Origin of the sequence: Streptomyces sedi (assembly GCF_006335015.1) — a bacterium.
Lineage (GTDB): Bacteria > Actinomycetota > Actinomycetes > Streptomycetales > Streptomycetaceae > Streptomyces > Streptomyces sedi.
The window spans coordinates 104,220-123,907 of the sequence record NZ_VDGT01000020.1; the positions used below are offsets into that span (position 1 = coordinate 104,220).

Annotated in this window: 15 protein-coding genes; 7 read left to right on the forward strand and 8 right to left on the reverse strand. The window is 73.7% G+C overall.

Translation table 11 applies throughout. The features are described 5' to 3' along the window. Positions 1-67: 67 nt before the first annotated feature. Both FH715_RS22765 and FH715_RS22770 read left to right on the forward strand, forming a co-directional pair. Positions 68-763 carry a TetR/AcrR family transcriptional regulator gene (locus FH715_RS22765; protein WP_170184796.1) on the forward strand — a complete coding sequence of 232 codons (696 nt, stop codon included), beginning with the start codon at positions 68-70 and terminating at the stop codon, positions 761-763. Between the two features lie 150 nt (positions 764-913). Further along, positions 914-1,342, forward strand: coding sequence for an ATP-binding protein (locus FH715_RS22770; RefSeq protein ID WP_139648307.1), 429 nt, complete (start codon positions 914-916; stop codon positions 1,340-1,342). 78 nt (positions 1,343-1,420) lie between these two features. Here FH715_RS22770 and FH715_RS22775 read toward each other — a convergent pair whose 3' ends face one another. Continuing rightward, the gene (locus FH715_RS22775) at positions 1,421-2,680 is read right to left on the reverse strand and encodes an ROK family protein (protein ID WP_139648366.1); all 1,260 of its coding nucleotides are present in this window, start codon (positions 2,678-2,680) and stop codon (positions 1,421-1,423) included. Between the two features lie 194 nt (positions 2,681-2,874). Between FH715_RS22775 and FH715_RS22780 the strand changes: the two genes are divergently transcribed. Then, the gene (locus FH715_RS22780) at positions 2,875-3,948 is read left to right on the forward strand and encodes a LacI family DNA-binding transcriptional regulator (protein WP_139648309.1); all 1,074 of its coding nucleotides are present in this window, start codon (positions 2,875-2,877) and stop codon (positions 3,946-3,948) included. A gap of 269 nt (positions 3,949-4,217) precedes the next feature. Next, complete coding sequence (locus tag FH715_RS22785; RefSeq protein WP_139648368.1) at positions 4,218-5,966, forward strand: discoidin domain-containing protein; 1,749 nt, start codon at positions 4,218-4,220, stop codon at positions 5,964-5,966. 203 nt (positions 5,967-6,169) lie between these two features. On the opposite strand, the gene FH715_RS22790 is transcribed toward FH715_RS22785, so the two are convergent. After that, on the reverse strand, positions 6,170-6,739 hold the full coding sequence (locus FH715_RS22790) for a DUF4291 domain-containing protein (RefSeq protein WP_139648311.1): 570 nt from the start codon (positions 6,737-6,739) through the stop codon (positions 6,170-6,172). A gap of 147 nt (positions 6,740-6,886) precedes the next feature. Here FH715_RS22790 and galE point away from each other — a divergent pair, with 147 nt between their 5' ends. Further along, positions 6,887-7,888, forward strand: a complete 1,002-nt coding sequence (gene galE / locus FH715_RS22795) for a UDP-glucose 4-epimerase GalE (RefSeq protein WP_139648313.1) — start codon at positions 6,887-6,889, stop codon at positions 7,886-7,888. On the opposite strand, the gene FH715_RS22800 is transcribed toward galE, so the two are convergent. The 3 genes from FH715_RS22800 to FH715_RS22810 form a co-directional block, all read right to left on the reverse strand. Further along, entirely contained in the window at positions 7,885-8,700 is an 816-nt protein-coding gene (locus tag FH715_RS22800) for a putative protein N(5)-glutamine methyltransferase (protein ID WP_139648315.1), read from the reverse strand. The genes galE and FH715_RS22800 overlap by 4 nt on opposite strands. Before the next feature lie 300 nt (positions 8,701-9,000). After that, positions 9,001-10,842: an adenylyl cyclase gene (locus tag FH715_RS22805; protein ID WP_139648317.1), complete on the reverse strand. Its 1,842-nt coding sequence runs from the start codon at positions 10,840-10,842 to the stop codon at positions 9,001-9,003. A 354-nt stretch (positions 10,843-11,196) separates the two neighbouring features. Further along, a complete protein-coding gene (locus FH715_RS22810; protein ID WP_139648319.1) occupies positions 11,197-12,240 on the reverse strand; it encodes a DUF1996 domain-containing protein in 1,044 nt (347 codons plus the stop codon). 475 nt (positions 12,241-12,715) lie between these two features. Here FH715_RS22810 and FH715_RS22815 point away from each other — a divergent pair, with 475 nt between their 5' ends. After that, on the forward strand, positions 12,716-13,864 hold the full coding sequence (locus FH715_RS22815) for a macrolide family glycosyltransferase (protein ID WP_139648370.1): 1,149 nt from the start codon (positions 12,716-12,718) through the stop codon (positions 13,862-13,864). Positions 13,865-13,932: 68 nt separating this feature from the next. Here FH715_RS22815 and FH715_RS22820 read toward each other — a convergent pair whose 3' ends face one another. Then, entirely contained in the window at positions 13,933-16,128 is a 2,196-nt protein-coding gene (locus tag FH715_RS22820) for a bifunctional serine/threonine-protein kinase/ABC transporter substrate-binding protein (protein ID WP_139648321.1), read from the reverse strand. A 301-nt stretch (positions 16,129-16,429) separates the two neighbouring features. Between FH715_RS22820 and FH715_RS22825 the strand changes: the two genes are divergently transcribed. Further along, a complete protein-coding gene (locus tag FH715_RS22825; RefSeq protein WP_139648323.1) occupies positions 16,430-17,482 on the forward strand; it encodes an aminotransferase class V-fold PLP-dependent enzyme in 1,053 nt (350 codons plus the stop codon). Between the two features lie 22 nt (positions 17,483-17,504). Here the strand turns inward: FH715_RS22825 and FH715_RS22830 are convergent, their stop codons facing one another. Together FH715_RS22830 and FH715_RS22835 are read right to left on the reverse strand one after the other, a co-directional pair. Beyond that, entirely contained in the window at positions 17,505-18,215 is a 711-nt protein-coding gene (locus FH715_RS22830) for an endonuclease V (RefSeq protein WP_139648325.1), read from the reverse strand. A 25-nt stretch (positions 18,216-18,240) separates the two neighbouring features. Continuing rightward, positions 18,241-19,677, reverse strand: a complete 1,437-nt coding sequence (locus FH715_RS22835; RefSeq protein ID WP_139648372.1) for a glycine hydroxymethyltransferase — start codon at positions 19,675-19,677, stop codon at positions 18,241-18,243. Positions 19,678-19,688 lie beyond the last annotated feature (11 nt).

Genomic DNA, 19,688 nt, shown 5'->3' on the forward strand with positions numbered 1-19,688 from the left:
CGCGTTGTGCATTGTGGCAGGAGGCACCGACAGTCACCCGGAGAGGCGCGCCGCTTACGATGCGGGCATGACAGCGAAGAGTGCGGGAGAGCGGTCTCCCATGGGGTTGAGGGAACGGCGGCGGCGCGACGTCCAGGACCGACTCCTCCACACGGGCCTTGAGTTGTTCCTGACCCAGGGCTACGAGGAGACCACGGTCAGCGGAATAGCACGCCGAGCCGACGTGTCGGAACGCACCTTCTTCCGCCATCTGCCGTCCAAGGAGGACGTGATCCTGGAACCGCTGCGGGCGATGCACGTGGTGTTCCGGCAGGAGTTGGCGCGTCGGCCGGTCAACGAGGCACCGCTGCAGAGCCTGCGCCGCACGGTCTCCTCCGCGCTGCGGTCCGCGCCGCCGCGGGACCGGCAGCTGGCGCTGCGCGCGCTGCGGGTGATGGGCAGGGACGAGACGGCGCGCTGGGTGAGCACGCGGCTGGCTCTCGAACAGCACGGCCGCGTCGCCGAGGCCATCCGCACCCAGCGCGGACTCCCGGCGGACGACCCCCGACCCGGGCTGCTCACGGGCGCGTTCGGTTCGGCGACCCTCCAGGCGGCGTCGCGGTGGAGCCGGGATCCGAACGGCACCGCGCGTTCCCTGGAGCGTGTCGGCGAGTCGCACTACGCTCTGCTCAACACGGCGCTCGGGAACGACTGGAGCACCCCCTTCTCGACCGAAGGTCCTCCCGGAGCCGAACACCAGCGCAAGCCCCGACCATCGAGCTGAGGGTCCGTCAACTCAGCCACTCCTTCGAGTGATATGAACGGCACACGTGCAGCTGAATTCTTCACTGACTGCCACGCGTGAGGGGCAGGGTGCGAGACAAACACAGCGCAGTCACTCCCTGACTCCCGTGCGGCAACCGGAGGGTTCACGATGCCTACCAGACTCACCAGCGAGGGGACCGGCACCCGACGACGCGGCCACAGCTGGCTGCTGACGGCCCGTCGGGAGGACCTGGCGCGCTTCCGGCGGCTGGCCGCGCTGGCCATGCGGGAGTGGGAACAGCCTCAGGCGGTGACCGAGGTGGTGCTCCACGGGGTCACCGAGCTGCTCTCCAACGTGGCCCGCCATGTCCCGGACCCGCACTGCCGGTTGGAGCTGGGCTGGGACGGCGAGTCGGTGCGGGTCGCCGTGCACGACCGGCTGGCCACGCTCCCGACCATCACGCTCCCCGACTGGACGGCCGAGGCCGGCAGGGGGTTGTGGCTGCTGCGCGAGATGGCGGACGAGCTGGGCTTCGAGGCCACTGCCGAGGGCAAGGTGGTCTGGGTCCTGGTGCACGGCGAGGAGACCCCGGTCTGAACGGACTCGGCGGCGTCGGTCCGTGGCCCGTGGCCCGGCCGACGCCGCTCCCGTCACCGCCTCACCGCCTCATCACCGTTACTTCAGCGCCGCGGCCCGACGTCCGCGCCGTTCCGTCTCCCGACTGCCGCCACCCGCGAGGAAGTCGGCCAGGGGCAGCGTCGCCGCGCCCACGGTGACCGCGTCGGGCCCCAGCCGCCCCAGCTCGATGGTGCTGCGCCGGGCAGGGTGCGGCAGCGCGCAGGAGTCGGCGACGCGGCGCACCTCGGGGAGCAGCCGGGGGCCGAGCGCCAGGCCGGCCCAGCCGCCGACCACGATCCGCTCGGGGTTGAAGAGGTTGATCAGGTCGGAGATCCCCGCGCCGAGGAACTCCGCGGCCTCGTCGAGGAGTTCTCGCGCTCCCCCGTCCCCCGACTCGGCCGCCTCCAGCAGCCGCGACACCTCCCGCTCGTGGTCGGCGCCGCCGACCGCGCCGCCGGTCTCCTTCCAGCGCTCCACCAGCCCCCACGCCCCGACATACGCCTCAAGGCAGCCGGAGGCACCGCAGCGGCACCGCCTGCCGCCCAGCCGCAGCGTGGTGTGGCCGAACTCTCCGGCCGCCGACCCCGTTCCCCCGTAGGGCACGCCGTCCGCGACGATGCAGGCGCCGACGCCGGAGCCCCACAGCACGATCACGGCGTCCCGGCTGCCACGACCGGCGCCGTGCCACATCTCCGCCTGGCCGAAGGTGCGCGCGCCGTTGGCCACCAGCAACGGAACGCCGGACGGCAGCCCGACCGCGTCCCGCGACAACGACTCCAACGGGACCGCGTCCCACCCCACCGTCACGGCGTGCACCACGGCGCCCACGCCCGGCGCGCGTTCCACGATGCCGGGCACCCCGACGCCCACGCCCAGCAGCGCGTCGGGCGCGACCTCCGCCATCCGCAGCACCGCGGCGACGCCGGCGCCGATGTGGCCGACCGCCGCGTCCACGTCCCTACCGCCGTCGCGCAGCGGGAACTCGGCCCTGGCCAGCTCGGTCAGCGCGAGGTCGTAGAGCGCGACGCGGACCCCGGTCTCGCCGACGTCCACGCCCACCAGCCGACCGTGGTCGGGGGCGACCCGCAGCAGGATGCGCGGGCGCCCGCCGTCCGAGTCGACGGAACCGGCCTCCACCAGCAGCCCGTCGGCGAGCAGCCCCCCGGTGACGTTGCTGACCGTGCCGGAGCCGAGGCCGGTGGCCAGTCCCAACTCGTGGCGGCTCAGCGGCCCGTGGTGGTAGAGCTGGAGCAGCAGTGCCGCCCGGTTGGCGCGCCGCAGGTCGCGCACCGTCTGTTTCCTCGCCTGGTCGGCCATCTGTCGTTCCCCCTCGGTGAAGATCAACCTACCGAACGTCGACGCCCGTTGACCTCGCGCTGACCTCCCGCGCGACATCCCGCGAAGTGAGCCGGGGCCGGCGTGCCGAGGGGGCGCGAACGAGCGCCCCGGAACGCGGAGAGCCGGGAAGCGCACCCGGGAGAGCGCTCTCTGGGTGTGTTATAAAGGCCACCATGAGCGACCGCGCGGCCAAGGGTTCCCCGACGCTGGAGGACGTGGCCAGGGAGGCGGGGGTCTCCCGCGCCACCGTCTCCCGCGTGATCAACGGCATCCGCAACGTCGACCCCTCGATCCAGGACGTGGTGCGCCGGGCGATCGCCACCACCGGCTACGTCCCCAACCGCGCGGCGCGCTCCCTGGTCACCCGCCGGGCGGACACGGTCGCGCTGGTGGTCTCCGGCGCCGGCGCCGACGAGGGAGGGGAGGCGGGCGATGAGGACGGGCCCGGGACCCCGTTCCGCGGGCAGCTGTTGGCCGACCCGTTCTTCGGCCGGATCAGCGCCGGGGTCGTCGACTTCCTGCGGCGGCGCGCGATGCATCCCGTGCTGATGCTGGCGGACTCGACTGACGCCAGGAAGCAGGTGGTCAGCTACCTGCGGCAGGGCCACGCCGACGGCGCGCTGCTGGTCTCCATCCACGCCGACGACCCGCTGCCGGAGACGCTGGTGGCCGCCGGGGTGCCCTGTGTGCTCTTCGCCAGGCCCCCGCGCCCGGTGCCGGTCAGCTATGTCGACCTGGCCCACCGGGACGGCGGGCGGCTCGCCGCCGACCACCTCGTCGCGCGCGGCCGGCAGCACATCGCCAGCATCACCGGCCCGCTCGACGTGCTCGCCAGCCAGGACCGGCTCGCGGGCTTCCGCGACGCCCTGGCCAGGCACGGCCACCCGTATGTGCCGTGCGAGGAGGGGAACTTCACCCTGGAAAGCGGCGAACGCGCCATGTCCGCGCTGCTGGAGCGGCACCCGGAGGTCGACGGGCTGTTCGTCGCGAACGACCTGATGGCCCAGGGCGCTCTCCATGTGCTGCGCGAACGGGGGCGCGCGGTACCGGACGACGTGGCCGTCGTGGGGTTCGACGACAGCAGCGCGGCGCTCTCCTGCCGTCCGGCGCTGACCACGGTGCGGCAGCCCGTCGAGGAGATGGCCGCCGAGATGACCCGGCTGCTGCTGGAACGCGTCGACCAGCCGGGGGCGCGGCCGACCTCGGTGATCTTCGAACCGGCGCTGGTGGCACGGCAGTCCGCCTGAGCGGACGCCCCGCGCGGGTCCGCGCGCTCGGGGGCGGACCGACAAGCCGACCCTGCCCGATCCGGAACCGCGTCCGGCCCGTTGACATGCCCCGTCCATGCCGCCACTCTGCTGCGGAGAGCGCTCTCCCGTCCCGTTCCCTCGTGGTTTCCGGGGAGAGGCGCGACAGCCGTCCCCCCGTGTGAGGAGAAGGTGTGCTGACCAGTAAAGAGACGTCGTCCTCGGCATCCGGAAGACGTCGCGGACGGCCGGTCGCCGTCGTCGGCGCCGTGTTGGCGCTGCTGGGCGGCGTCCTCACGGCGACGCACCAGGCCGCGACCGCCGCGACCTCCGCCGGGCAGGAGGGCGCGGACCCCGACCCCGCCCTGACCGCCGCCAGCGTCGTGGAGGTGGCCGGCGGCGACGGCGACTGGCAGTTGACCGTCGACGGGGAGCCCTACGTCGTGGAGGGGCTCACGTGGGGCCCGCCCGCCGACCAGGCCGACAGCTACATGCCCGACCTCGCGTCCATGGGCGCCAACACCACCCGCACCTGGGGCACCGACGCCAGCAGCCGTCCGCTGCTGGACGCCGCGGCGGCCAACGGCATCCGGGTCATCGCCGGCTTCTGGCTCCAGCCGGGCGGCGGCCCGGGCAGCGGCGGCTGCGTGGACTACGTCAACGACCACGACTACAAGGGAGAGCAGCTCGCCGCCATGAACACCTGGGTGGCGGAGTACCGCGACCACCCGGGCGTGCTGATGTGGAGCGTCGGCAACGAGTCCGTGCTCGGCCTTCAGAACTGCTACGAGGGCACGGAGTTGGAGGCCCAGCGGGTCGCGTACACCCGGTTCGTCAACGACGCGGCGCTGGAGATCAAGGCGCTCGACCCCGACCACCCGGTCACCTCGACCGACGCCTGGGTGGGCGCCTGGGAGTACTACGAGGCGCACTCCCCCGACCTCGACCTGTTCCAGGTCAACGCCTATGACGCGGTCTGCGGAATACAGCAGGCGTGGATCGAGGGCGGATATGACCGGCCCTACATACTGACCGAGGGAGGACCGGCCGGCGAGTGGGAGGTCGACGACGACGTCAACGGCGTTCCCGAGGAGCCGACGGACGTGGCGAAGGCCGAGGGCTACCGCGCCGCCTGGGACTGCCTGATGGACCACGAGGGCGTCGCGTTGGGCGGCACCCTCTTCCACTACGGCGTGGAGGAGGACTTCGGCGGGGTCTGGTTCAACCTGCTGCCGGGAGGTGAGAAGCGGCTCTCGTACTACGCGGTCGCCGACCTGTTCGGCGGGCAGGCCCCGGCCAACACACCACCGGTGATCACCGACCTGGCCGTGGGCGGCGACCGCACCTCGGTCCCGGCGGGCTCGGAGTTCACGCTGAGCGCCTCGGTCAACGATCCGGACGGCGACACGCCGACATACGAGGTGCTGGTCAACAGCAAGTACATCGACGACAACGGCGCGCTGACGCCGGCCGACTTCCGCGACAACGGCGACGGCACCCTCACGGTGACGGCGCCCGGCCGCCCCGGGCCGTGGAAGGTCTATCTGGCGGCGCGCGACGGCCAGGGCAACCTCGGCATCGAGGCAACGTCGGTCAACGTGGTGCCCCCGCCGGTCGACGGCACCAATCTGGCGCTGGGCGCCGAGACGACCGCCTCCACCTTCCAGGAGGAGGGCGACGGCGCGCCGTTCCTGCCGGAGCACGCCACGGACGGCGACGACGGGACCCGCTGGGCCAGCGACTGGTCGGACCCGCAGTGGCTCCAGGTCGACCTGGGCGCCAGCACCCGCTTCGACACCGTCCAGCTCTACTGGGAGACCTCCCACGCCCGCGCCTACGAGGTCCAGGTCTCGGAGAACGCCCAGGACTGGACGCCGGTCCACACCGTGACCGACGGCGCCGGCGGCGTGGAGACCGCCGCGGTCGACGCCACCGGCCGCTATGTCCGGGTGCTGGGCACCGAACGCGGCACCGGGTGGGGTTACTCGCTCTACGAGTTCGGCGTCTACGCGTCCTGACGCGACCCGCCACTCCCCCGCGACGGCCCCGGCCGCCCCTCTCGGGCGCCGGGGCCGGACCACGAGGTCCCGGACCGGGGGCGGCGTCGCGGACCGTTCCACCGCCCGGCGCCTCCGGAACTCGGCCGCGCCGAGGCCGCGCCGTTCACGGACCCAGCACGCGTGTCACCAACCTGCCGAGACAACACATCAGGCGCGACTGGTCAACTCCCCCGGCACAGCCGCGACTCCAGCTCCCCGGGCAGCGGGTAGGCCCGTTCGGGCGGGAGCAGGCGCCGGGCCTCGGCCTGCCGGCCGTCGCGGACCAGGGCGGCGGCCCTGCGGACCTTCGGGGTGAGGTCGGTGAGTCCGGTGATCCAGTCGTCGTTGAAGGCGCGGATCAGGGCGCGCCCGATACCGACCTGGATGCTGTACCGGTTCTCCGCGGCGCCGCGCAGCGTGCGTTCCGGGTCCCACTGGACATGGACGTCGGCGCGGGCGAGGGCGGCCCTGTCCCGGGTGGTGGTCAGCACCGCCCGGGACAGGGCCTCCTCCCAGCCGCCGCGGCTGATCCGGACCGCGAGGACGCGCTCCTGGCCGGGCTTGGTGGCCCAGTTGCTGCGGTGCGTCAGCCACGCGAGCGAGGGCTTGATCCAGGTCATCCGGTGGAAGGAGAACGGCGCGACGAAGTGCCCGGCGCGCAGCGCCGGTTCGGCGATCGCCGGTGTGTACGCCTGATAGACCACGATCGTCTCGCGGTCGTAGTCGGCGCGGATCTGATACTGCGGTGCCATGCTCCGGACGTTGCCACCCGACGCACACCGCCGGCGAACGGTTTTCGCGGCGAACGGTCGCCGATCCTGCCACGCGCGGCCCGCGCGCTCCCCGCCGGGGGCCGCGGGTAGGTTGGGGAGCTTCGGACGTCGACGAAGGGGTGCGTGATGAAGGTCCTGATCGCCGGGGGTGCGGGGTACATCGGCAGCACGGTCGCCTCGGCCTGTCTGGACCGCGGGATCACCCCGGTGGTGCTGGACAGCCTGGTCACCGGGCGGCGGGAGTTCACCGAGGGACGCGCGTTCTACGAGGGGGACATCGCCGACGGGCCGCTGGTGGACCGGATCTTCGCCGAGCACCCGGAGATCGGCGCGGTGGTCCACTGCGCGGCGCTGATCGTGGTGCCCGACTCGGTGGCCGACCCGATCGGCTACTACCGGGCCAACGTGGCCAAGAGCCTGGAGTTCACGGGGCATCTGCTGCGCAACGGCTGCCACCGCATGGTGTTCAGTTCCTCGGCCTCGATCTACCGGGCGGGTGAGGACCTGACCGTGGACGAGGAGTCGGCGATCGAGCCGCTGAGCCCCTACGCCAGGACCAAGGCGGTCTGCGAGGGGATGTTCGCCGACATCGCGGCGGGCAGCCCGCTGCGGGTGCTCTCGCTGCGCTACTTCAACCCCGTCGGCGCCGATCCCCAGCTGCGCACCGGGCTGCAACTCCCCCGGCCCAGCCACGCGTTGGGGCAGATGATCCTGGCGGGCGAGGAGGGGCGGCCGTTCCGGATCACCGGGACCGACTATCCGACCAGGGATGGCTCCGGGCTGCGGGACTACGTCCATGTCTGGGATCTGGCCGCCGCGCATCTGGCCGCGTTGGATACCTTCGACGGACTCTTCGCCGACGGCACCCGGTCAACGGTGATCAACCTCGGCACCGGAACGGGCACCACCGTGCGCGAACTACTCGCCGCCTATAACGAGGTGAGCGACCGTCCGATCGAGGCGGTCGAGGCGGAGCGCCGCCCTGGCGACTCCGCCGGCGCCCGCACCCGCTGCGACCGGGCCGAGCGGCTGCTCGGCTGGCGGGCACGGCTGCCCCTGACCGACGGAATCCGGCACTCGCTGCGGTGGGCCGCCGTGCGGCCCACCGTGCTCGGCGAGCAGCGCTAACCCGCGTCGGGCCGCCGGCCGATCAGCACCGTCGCCTCGCGCTCCGCGCAGTGGGCAACGCTGGGCAACAGGCCGCCGGCGCCCAACGCGTCCAGCAGCGCGGGACGTTGACGTTCGCTGGACTCCACGAGCAGGCTCCCGCCGGGCGCCAGCCAACGCGCGGCACCGGCGATCACCCGGCGCAGCACGGTCAGCCCGTCGGCGCCACCGTCCAGTGCCGTCGCGGGCTCGTGCACGCGGGCCTCGGTGGGCAGCAGGGCGACGGCGTCGGTGGGAACGTAGGGCGCGTTGGCGACGAGCACCTCCACCCGGCCGCGCAGCCGTGTCGGCAGCGGTGCGTAGAGGTCGCCCTCGTGCACGACGGCGGCCGGGCCCAGGTTCCGTCGGGCGCAGGCCACCGCGCGCGGGTCCAGGTCGGCGGCGTGGAGTTCGACATGCTCCCAGGCGGCCAGAAGGGCCACGCCCACGGCGCCCGAGCCGCAGCAGAGGTCGACCGCGACGGCGGGCGAACGGGCGAGCCGCACCGCGCGTTCCACCAGGAACTCGGTGCGGCGCCTGGGCACGAAGACGCCCGGCCCGACCTCCACGCGGTGACCGGCGAACTCGGCCCAGCCCAGGACGTGTTCGAGCGGTTCGCCGGCGGCCCTGCGGGCGACCGAGGCGGCCAGCGCCTCCCCGCCGCCGGTGCCCGCCACCAGCAGGGCGGCCTCGTCCTCGGCGAAGACGCAGCCCGCCGCCCGCAGCCGGGCCACGACGGCGGGGAGCGAGGGAAGGGAAGAAACAGAGGGGGAGAAAGGGGGTGGAACCGACATCAGAGCCTCTCAAGCGTGTCGGACACCCCTGACCCCCGGCGGCGTCTCACCGCCTGGGAGCCACCCCGCGGGGCGGGAGTGCCCGTGCCGACCGAACGGTGATCGGGCTCACCTCCCTCGTCCCACCGGGCGCTTCCGCACCCGTTGCCTGTGAAGTCGCCGACCACCCTACCCGAGTCGGGGCTCCCGCCGGAGACACGGAACGGCAAGGGTTCAGCGGTACGGGGCGGGGTCGGTGGAGCGGGGCCGAGGGGCGTGCGGTGGAACGGTGGGACCGACCGAACGCCCCCCGGCCCGCGGTCAGTTGCTCTCCAGATAGAAGATGCCGTCGTTGAGCTCCGGGCCGGCGGGGCCGCCGAGATCGTTGATGACGTGGTTGATGACGCCCAGCTGGCCGAGCGAGACGATCACCATGCTGGTGAAGTCGAACCCGTCCCCCGCCGGTGTGGCGATGGCCCGCTCGGTGGTGATGTGCGCGTCCTCCAGCATCAGGCTGTAGACGCCGAGCCCGTAGGCGGTGTGGGCCGTGGTGCCCTCGGAGACGACGTAGGCGGTCCAGCCCAGCTCGTCGCCGTTCATCCAGGACGCCTGGTCGGGTGGGTCGTAGGGCAGTTCGCACTGGTAGAAGTAGGTGCGCCCGTGGTCCCCGTTCCAGATGACCTGGTGGCCCTGGTAGTGCTCGACGAAGAGACCGTATCCGGTGACGTGGTCGCCGTTGACGACCAGGCCGTTGCGGGCCGGGTTGACGTCCCAGCCGACGCCCTCGCCGTGGTCGCCGCGCCAGAGCCAGACATGGTCGACCACCGTGTCGTGGGCGTGGATCAGCAGACTCACCTCGGCCGATCCGGGATGGGCGCCGCCGATTCGGCAGAAGACGTCGTGCAGATGGATCGGGTTCTCCTGGTGGCGGGTCGTCGAGCCCTCCTCCCCGACCTCGATCAACGTCCGGGAGCCGTCCTCGCCGGCGTCCACGAGGAGGCCGGCCAGCTGGACGCCGTCCACGTCGGCGACGTGGATCGCGTCGACTCCGCCCTCGGGGACCAGGGTGGCCAGGCCCAGGCCGAGCACGAGGGTCCCCGGGTGGGTGATCTCCAACGTCTGGTCGATCCGGTAGACGCCGGGGGTGACCAGCAGATGCCTGCCCTCGGAGAGCGCGGCGTTCATGGAGGCGGCGTCGTCGCCCTCGTGCGCGACATGGAAGGCGCTCAGCGGGACGGAGGTGCCGGGCGTCGGGCCGTTCGCCCAGGTGGTCCCCCGGGAGTCGCGGCGCGGGTCGGGCACGAACACGGCATAGTCGTCGCCGTCGAGATAGAGGTAGGGCTTCTCCCTGACCCAGGGCGTGGTGTCCACGACCGTGTGCGAGGGATCGGGGAAGTGGTGGGGCGGGGCGCCGTCGACGCCGACGAAGACCATGTTCCACACCGAGCCGGCCCACTCGCCCAGTTCGCTGTTGCGGGTCAGCCACTGCTGCTGCGAACCGGAGACCACGCGGTCCACCTTGCTGTCCGCGAGGAACCCGCCGCTGGCCCAGCCGTCGTAGCCGTTCCACAGCGGCATCTCGCCTCTGACGTGCACGCGGCGGATGGGCGCCGCCTGGGAGACGGCGTAACGGTTGTAGCCGTCCCAGGGGGTGACGGAGAGGTTCTCGGTGGCGCGCCAGAAGTTCTGGGTGGCGTTGCCCTCGAACCAGTCGGCCTCCACCCGGACCCAGCCGGTGATGTCCACGTCGTCGGGCGAGCGGCCGAGCCCCGCGACATGGGTGTAGTAGCCGATGTTGACGTCCAGGTCCTGGTAGTGGCCGGGCTTGAAGAGGAACGCGAAGCGTCCGGAGCCGAACTGCGCGGTCTCCTGCTGGGCGAAGGCCGCGTCCAGGGTGGCCTGGATGTCGCCGGCGGGCATGGAGGGGTCGAAGACCGTGACGTTCGGACCCAGCACCGGGTCGGCACGGGTGATCGGCGTGCCGGTGCGCGGGGTCGACGGGCGGCGGGGCGGGCTCTGCGGCGCCGGTGCCGCGGTGGCCGGGGCGTGGGTCGCGCCGACGGTGGCGACCACGGCGGCGGCCAGGCCGACGAGCGTGGCGCGACGCGAGACCCCGGGGGGACGGCGGGGCGTCGGGGGCTGCGGTGGCGGGAGGGAAGACACGGGGACTCCTCGATCGGTTCGTGGGGGGATGGTGGGGACGGGCACGGGGGAACGGCCCGGCGGCGGGGTGGTCGCCGACTGGTCAGGGACCGGTCGCTGAGTGGTCGCGGACTGGTCGGGACTGGTCGGGACCACCGCACTGGTAAGGCAACGGCGGTCGCTCACGGGAACGGTGGGCCTGCCGGCTCCGCGTGGGATCCGGCCCCGCGTTCCGACCACCGGGCACCGGCGGCCGACCGGTGACCACTGACCACTGACCACTGACCAGCGTTCCTGGATCACCGGTCAGCTGCCAGCTGCCGCCGGTCGACCCGCGCCGTTCACCGTTCGGCTCCGGCTCGACGGCGGGCCCGGTCAGGGCAGTTCGTGGTTCTCGTCGAGGACGGCGCCCTCCTCGGGGTGGAACTGGTCAAAACCGCGGGTGTCGCACTGGAGCCCGCCGTTGACGCAGTGCTCCACCATGGCGGCCAGCGTCCGCTCGTCCCAGTTGTTGAAGAAGTCGTAGTGGAAGCTGTATCCCCGGCCACTGGCCAGCCGGACGTCCGAGGTGTCGCCGCTGACCGGGAAGGCCATCTTGAACTCGATCATCGGCACCGCCACCGGGTGGCTGGAGGGGCAGACGTCCTGGTTGTCCTCGACCACCGGATAGGCCATGTGGTCCTGGTGGTTGGGCGAGTCCAGATGCCGCCCGTCCCAGCAACTCGGCGCCTGGTAGCGGACGTTCAGCTGGCTGCCGGGGGCGCAGTAGTCCGGGATGTCGTCGTTCTCGTAGTCGTCACCGCACTCCCAGCCCTTCTCCGTCGCGTTGATGAAGTCCTCGGCCGACTGCGTGGGGCTGCCGACCACGTAGCGCAGCCCCGTGGGGAAGGGGCGCACCGACTCGTGGTCCCTGATGCCCGACTTGTAGTAGATGACCTGAGGGCCGCTCGGCCGGACCTCCTCGTCGCCGTTGAACATGGTCGGCATCCAGTACGCCGACAGGTCGGCCGGGACCACACAGGTGGTCTCCCCCTGGTCGAACGAGTCCAGGTCGCTGAACGCGTCGGTGGTGGTGTTCCCCATGAACGTGTGGTTGTGGGACTCGCCCGGGAGGCCGGGGAAGACGATCGGGTCGTCGTCACCGGTGTGGCTGACCGAGCAGTTGGCCTGGAACTCGCGGTGCTCGGCGAACGGCGCGTCCGGGTTGGGCGGGATGCCGTCGACCGGCTCGTCGACCGGGATCCACTCGCCGGGCGGCGGGTCCATCGGCATCCGGTGGCCGGAGTGGTCGACCTCGCTCGCGGCGGTCTCCCCGCCGCCCGGCGCGGCGACCGCCCCCACGGTGCCGAGCCCCGCCGCGACGAGCGCGAGCACGGCAGCCGCTAACGTGCCGGAGAACAGGGCCTTCTGACGTTTCATGCGGGACCTCCGAAGTCGCGGAAGAGTCGCGAGACACTGGGAGAGCGCTCTCCCGTCCGGCAGTGTTGCCGCGATGACGAGAACGTGTCAATGCCCGGCGAGCGGCCCCGAGGGACCGGAACCTTCCCGGAACCGCGCCCCCGCGCACACCCCCGCGTCTCGGAGCCAGCCGAGTGACGGACGGGCGCGGCGTCGGCTACGGTGTCGACATGTACTTCCACCAGATCTACGGCTGAACGGCCCGGGGCAGGCCCCCGACCCCGTCCGCGCTCCGTGCGCGCGCCCCCGCCCGACAGCAGGGCGGTCCCGCGGCGCGCCGGTGCGCGATACCCCCGTTCACCGGATCTGAGATGAGTCGTCCCGCATGTCTTCCTCTTCCCGTCTTTCCGTCCCCGCCTCGTCGCGCTCGAATCGGACGTCCGCCGGGCCAGCCCCGCTCTCCCCGCGCACGCTCGACCGCCCCGCGCATCTGGCGATGGTCGGCATCCCGGCCATCAGCCATGTGCTGCCCAGCCTGGAGATCATCCGCGAGCTGGTGGCCAGGGGCCACCGGGTCACCTACGCCAACGACCCGCTGATGGCCGAGCGGATCACGGCCACCGGCGCGGAGTTCGTCCCCGTGAGGTCGGGGCTGCCGGTCGCCGACAACGACTGGCCGTCGGACCCCGTCGCCGCGATGGGTCTCTTCCTCGACGACGCGATCCGGGCGCTCCCCCAGCTGCGCGCCCACTACGACGCCGACCCGGCCGACGCGTATCTCTACGACATCGGCGCCTACGCCGCCCGCGCCCTCGCCGAGGCGCAGGGCCGCCCGCCGATCCAGCTCTCCCCCACCTATGTCGCCTGGGAGGGTTACGAGGAGGAGGTCGCGGCCCAGCTGTGGCGGCTTCCCGGGGCCGACGCCTACCGCGAGCGGTTCACCGGCTGGCTGGCCTCCTGCGGGGCCACCACCCTGGACATGGACCGCTTCCCCGGCCGCCCCGACCGGGCGTTGGCGCTGATCCCCCGGGCGATGCAGCCCCGGGCCGAGGACGTGGACACCTCGACGGTCACGTTCGTGGGGCCGTGCTTCGGGCGTCGGCTCGGCAGCGGCGAGTGGCGGCGGCCGGCGGGTGCGCGCCGGGTGCTGCTGATCTCGTTGGGGTCGGCCTACACCCGGCAGGTCGCGTTCTACCGGCGCTGCCTGGAGGCCTTCGGCGGGCTGCCGGGCTGGCACGTGGTCCTGGGTATCGGCCGCCACACGGACCCGGCCGAGCTGGGGGACGTGCCGGACAACGTCGAGGTGCACTCCTGGCTTCCGCAGCTGTCGGTGCTGGAGCAGGCCGACGCCTTTGTCACCCACGCAGGGATGGGCGGCGCGTCCGAGGGACTGGTCACCGGGGTGCCGATGATCGCGGTCCCCCAGGCGGTTGACCAGTTCGGAAACGCGGACCAACTGGTCAGCCTGGGCGTGGCACGCCGGTTGGACACCGAGGAGGCGACGGCTGAGCGGCTGCGTGTGGCGCTGCGGGAGCTGGTCGACGACCCGGAGGTCGCGGCGCGTTCGGCGCGGCTGCGGGAGCAGGCGGTCGCCGAGGGCGGCACGGCACGGGCGGCGGACCTGATCGAGGCCGCGGTGCGCTGAGTCCCGGGGGCGGTCCGGCCGTTCCGAGGGACGGCCGGGCCGTCAACGGCCCTCGCGGCGGGGCCCGTTCACCCGGAGACCGGGCCCTGGAAACGGAGCTCCCCGTGGTGGGCGCGGTAGAGGTAGGCGACCGGCCCCTCCCCCGCGTAGCCGCCCTCGGCGTCGAAGGCGAGGTCGCGGGCGACGCCTCGGTAGCGTCCGGCGAGGAGCGCTTCGAGCAGCACGCCTCGGGTGACCCCGGCGCGGCGTTCGACGGTCTCCCGCAGGGTGAGGACGAGCAGTTGGGCCGCGTCGTAGGCCTCGGCCGCGTAGGGTTCGGCGTCCCATCCGAAGCGGTCGCGGTGGGCGCGGCCGAAGCCGTTGGCCCTGGGGTCGGCGCGCGGGTCGGTGTAGGGGGCGAGAAAGAACCAGTCGTCGGGTTGTTGGCCGGTGTGCAGGAAGTACTCGGGGCCGATGGCCCGTTCGGTGGCCAGGCCGACGCCCTGGTAGCCGTTGGTGCGCAGCGCCCGGGAGAGCCGGCCGGCGCCCTCGGCCCGGCCGCACCAGACCACGGCCTCGGTGCCGTCGGCGGTGAGTTCGGCGGCGAGGGCGTTCAGGTCGGCCTCGGCGCTGTCGAGTTCCCTGACGAGGGGGGTGAACCGCTCGCGGTCCAGGGAGCCGTGGAGGGCGCGGGCGACGCGGCCACTCTCCTCGCCCGCGGCCCGGTCGTCGAGGACGACGACCCGGCGGGCGTCCCGCTCCGCCAGCACCTCCCCGGCCGCGAGCCCGGCGAGCGCGGCCGGCGGGCGGGCCACGAGCAGCGACCCGTAGCGCTCGTGGTCGCCCGGGCCGGTCAACGACAGGGCGAGCAGCGGGACTTCGGCGGACGCGTAGGCGTCGCCCACGGCCGGGAGCACCGCGTCCTCGCTGGGCCCGATGACGGCCATCACCTCCTCGTCGGCGACCAGGTCGCGTGCCGCCTGACGGGCCAGCTCCTGGTCGCCGGCGTCGTCGACGGGGCGGACGTCGAGGTCGAAGGGGAGGTTGCCGAGGCGGTTCAGCTCGTCGACCGCCATGTTCAACCCGCGCTGCTGTCCGCTGCCGGCGTCGGCGGCCGGGCCGCTGAGGTTGGCCTGGAGACCGATGGCATAGGTGCGGCGGCCGGCGCCGGCCGGGCCCTCGGCGCCCGGCTCGGTGCGCAGCAGCAGCCCGGCGCCGACGCCCGCGACGGCCAACGCGCCGGCGCCGCCGAGGAGTCGGAGCGCGCGGCGCCTTCCGGTGGGGCGCGGCTTCTCGGGCTCGGGGGTGTCGGAGAGAGCGTCGGGCGTGGGCCGTTCCGGCTCGGGCGGCTCGGCCGCGCCCCGGGGCAACGCCGGTGTCTCGGAGGCGGGTTGGCCGGGCACGGCCGGGAGTCCCTGGCCGGCGGGCTCGTGGGAGGCGGGCCTGGGCAGCGGCGCCGCATAGCGGGCGGCGACCTCGCGCGCCAGGGGGCCGGGCAGCCAGCCGACGCCCACGGGTGGGGCCATCTCCCGGGCCAGGTCCAGCGCGGAGGGGCGGAGCAGCGGGTCGCGGTGGAGACAGGCGCTGACCACTTCCCGCAGCCCGCGCGGCACGTCGGCGAGGTCGGGCGGGTCGAAGGCGGCGCGGCGTAACAGCTCGCGCGGGGTCCCCTCGCCGAACGGGCCCCGGCCGGTGGCGGCGTAGGCCAGCAGGCAGCCGAGGGCGAAGAGGTCGCTGGGCGGGCCGACGGGGATGGCGCCGCCCACGGCCTGTTCGGGCGAGAGGAAACCGGGCGGCCCGATGCGGGTGCCCGACCCGCCGAACCCGGTCAGCCTGGGGCCGTCCAGGGTGAGTTGCACATGTCCCGGCCGCACGTCGCGGTGGCAGAGGCCGGCGGCGTGCACGGCGGTCAGCGCCTCGGCCAGCAGCGCCCCGAGGGCGCCGACCGTGCGGGGCGGCAGCGGGCCGTGGGTGGCGACGGTCTCGTCGAGCGTGGGTCCCGCGACGTAGGGGTAGGCGGCCCAGACGGTGCCGCCCGCGGTGTCGGCGGCGGCGACGGTGACCAGCCGGCGGGCGCCTACGTGCCGGGCGGCGGCGACATCGGCCTCGAAGCGGGCGCGGAAGGCCGGGTCGAAGGCGTAGGCGGGGCGGATCAGCTTGAGCGCGACCGGCTCGCCGCGCAGGGAGCGGGCGAGATAGACCACGCCGCTGCGGCCCTCCCCTAGCCGGCGTAGCAGCAGATAGCCGCCTATGCGGCGCGGATCGGTCGGCGTCAGCTCCCGCATCGCGTCAACCCCTGTGAGACGTCCGGCCGTTGCTCACCGCGGCGCGGGTGGGTCGGCAGGCTCGGGCCCCGTCCCCTTCTCGTTCGACGCACCCGTCCCTCCCCACACTTCTCCGACGCACCGCGCCTTGCGCTGCCCCCAGTTCTCCCTCTTTCAGCACCTTAGCGTGCTCCGGCGGGCACCGGCAGTGTTCGGGGTGCTTGGGGGGCATCGGGGCGTAAGGGGGAATTGAGGAGACTTGCGTGCGCCCCTCGCGTGCGCCGGAGTGCACCGGCGCACAACCCTGGGAAGACTTGTCGACATGTTGAGAGAAGCGAGCGACGCCTTCCCTCCGGCCCCCGGCTACCTGGACACCGCCTCCCTCGGCCGACCACCGGCGCGTTCCGTCGCCGCGCTGGAGGCGGCGGTGCGCGAGACGGCGGCCGGGCGGCCCGACCAGACGGCGTACTTCCGCGCGATGGAGGAGAGCAGAGCCACGTTCGCCGCGCTGGTCGGGCTCGGGCCCGAACGGGTCGCGGTCGGCGGCTCGGTCGCCGCCCACGTGGGGCTGATCGCCGCCGCCCTTCCCGAGGGCAGTGAAGTGCTGTGCGCCTACGGCGACTTCAGCTCCCTGGTGACGCCGTTCGCGCTACGGGTGGGGCTGCGGCCTCGGCAGGTGCCGCTGGCCGCGCTGGCGGACGCCATCGGCCCCGAGACCGCGCTGGTCGCCGTCTCCTCGGTCCAGTCGTCCGACGGGGCGCGCGCCGATCTCGCCGCCGTGGCCGGCGCCGCCCGGGCGCACGGCGCGCGGACCCTGGTGGACACCACCCAGTCCACCGGCTGGCTGCCGCTGTCCGCCGACGCCTTCGACTTCACGGTGTGCGGCGCGTTCAAGTGGCTGCTCTGCCCGCGCGGCACCTCGTTCCTCACGGTCCCGGCCGACGGCGGCGGGCTCAGGCCGTTGGGTGCCGGCTGGATGGCGGCGGCCGACCCGTCGGCCAACCTCTACGGCCCGGTCACCGAACTGGCCGACAGCGCGCGACGGTTCGACAGCGGCCCCGCGTACTACACCTACGCCGCCGCCGCGCCGGCGCTCGCCCTGGTGCGGGAGTGGGGGCAGGAGGCGATCGGCGCGCACGACCTGCGGCTGGCCGACAGGTTCCGCGCGGGGCTCGCGCGGCTGGGGCTGCCGACGGGCCCCGGCGGCTCCCCCATCGTCTCGGTGCCGGAGAGCGCGGGCGCGGCCGAGGCGTTGGAGGCGGCGGGGGTGCGGTTCTCGCGCCGGGCCGGCCGGGCGCGGTTCGCCTTCCACCTCTACAGCGGGGAGGAGGACGTGGACGTCGCGCTCGGCGCCCTCGCGGCGGCGGAGGACTGAGGCAGGGCAACGGGCGGCGGCGTCAGGCGGCGGCCAGCGCCTCCCGGCAGAGCCGGTCGGCGAGCCTGGTGGTCTGGGGCAGCCGCACGCCCCTGGCCAGGTGCAGCGTGTGGGCGCGGGCGTCGTCCACGGTGGTGCGGTGGCCGGGCGAGACATACAGGGGCTTGACGCCGTCCCTGGTGCGCAGCGCCAGGCCGACCTCCTCCCCCGTCGCCGGGTCCAGCAGCGCGGCGGTGGAGCCGCGTTCCGCCGCCGGTCCCGGCGCCGCCTCGCGCACCGGGGGCGGCGGCGGGTTCTTGGCGACGCCGATGGTCGGCAGGTCGCCGATGACCCCGAGGTGGCTGGCCAGCCCGAAGCGGCGCGGGTGGGCCAGGCCGTGGCCGTCGCACACCACCAGGTCGGGCGCCACGGTCAGCCGTTCCAGCGCCGCCAGCACCGTGGGCAGCTCGCGGAACGCCAACAGCCCCGGCACGTAGGGGAAGTCGACGCGGCCGACGGCGGTGGCGCGTGCGACGACCTCCAGGGAGGCGGCGTCCAGCGCCACGGCCGCGGCGGCCACCAGGTCGCGGGCGTCGTCGTAGGCCACGTCGACGCCGACCACCACCGTGCCGGGCTCCCCGGGCGCGGGGCCCGAGGAGTCCAGCACGGTGTGGTCGCGCAGCCGCAGCTGGCGCTCGACGGCCTCGGCCTCCGTGGCCGGCGTGGCGTGCGGACGGGTGAGGGGGAAGGTCATGGGCTCGCAGTCGGTCGCGGGCGGCTCAGCCGAGGTCGACCCGCGGGTAGAGCGGGTGCTTGTCCAGCAGGTCGGCGGCGCGGCCGGCGACCTCCTTGGCCACGCCCTCGCCGAGGACGTAGGTGGCCTTGGAGGGCTTGCCGCTCTTGGCGGTGCCGGGGGTGGTGCGGCGCAGCACGCTGTCGATCAGCTCGGCGACCTCGTCGAAGCCGTCTGCGGTCAGGCCGCGGGTGGTCAGCGCCGGGGTGCCCAGGCGGATGCCGGAGGTGTACCAGGCGCCGTTGGGGTCGCGCGGGATCGCGTTGCGGTTGGTGACGATGCCCGCGTCGAGCAGCGCGCCCTCGGCCTGCCGGCCGGTGAGGCCGTAGCCGGAGACGTCGAGCAGCGCCAGGTGGTTGTCCGTGCCGCCGGTGACCAGCCGGGCGCCGCGCCGGGTCAGGCCCTCGGCAAGCGCCCGGGCGTTGTCCACCACGTGCTGGGCGTAGTCCTGGAACGCGGGCTGCCTGGCCTCGGCGAGGGCGACGGCCTTGGCGGCCATCACGTGCGGCAACGGGCCGCCGAGCACCATCGGGCACCCGCGGTCGACCTGGGCGGCCAGCGAGTCGTCGCACAGCACCATGCCGCCGCGCGGGCCGCGCAGGGACTTGTGGGTGGTGGTGGTGACGATCTGGGCGTGCGGCACCGGGTCGAAGTCGCCGGTGAGGACCTTGCCGGCGACCAGCCCGGCGAAGTGCGCCATGTCGACCATCAGCGTGGCGCCGACCTCGTCGGCGATCTCGCGCATGATGCGGAAGTTGACCCGGCGCGGGTAGGCGGAGTAGCCGGCGATCAGGATCAGCGGGCGGAACTCGCGGGCGGCGGCGCGCACCGCGTCGTAGTCCAACAGCCCGGTCTCCGGGTCGGTGCCGTAGGAACGCTGGTGGAACATCTTGCCGGAGATGTTCGGCCGGAAGCCGTGGGTGAGGTGGCCGCCCGCGTCCAGGGACATGCCGAGCATCCGCTGGTCGCCCAGCGCCTTGCGCAGCCGCTCCCAGTCCTCCTCGCCGAGGTCGTTGACCTGGCGGACGCCGGCCTGCTCCAGCGCGGGCAGCTCGACGCGCTGGGCGAGCACCGCCCAGAAGGCGACCAGGTTGGCGTCGATACCGGAGTGCGGCTGCACGTAGGCGTGCTGGGCGCCGAACAGCTCACGGGCGTGCTCGGCGGCGATGGCCTCGACGGTGTCGACGTTGCGGCAGCCGGCGTAGAAGCGGCGGCCGATGGTGCCCTCGGCGTACTTGTCGCTGAACCAGTTCCCCATGGCGAGCAGCACGGCGGGCGAGGCGTAGTTCTCGCTGGCGATCAGCTTGAGCGAGGCCCGCTGGTCCTCGATCTCGGCGCCGATCGCGTCGGCGATCCGGGGCTCGACGCCGCGCACCACGTCGAGCGCCGTGCGGAAGGCGGTGGACTCGGGGGTGGCGGACATGTTCTCCGTGG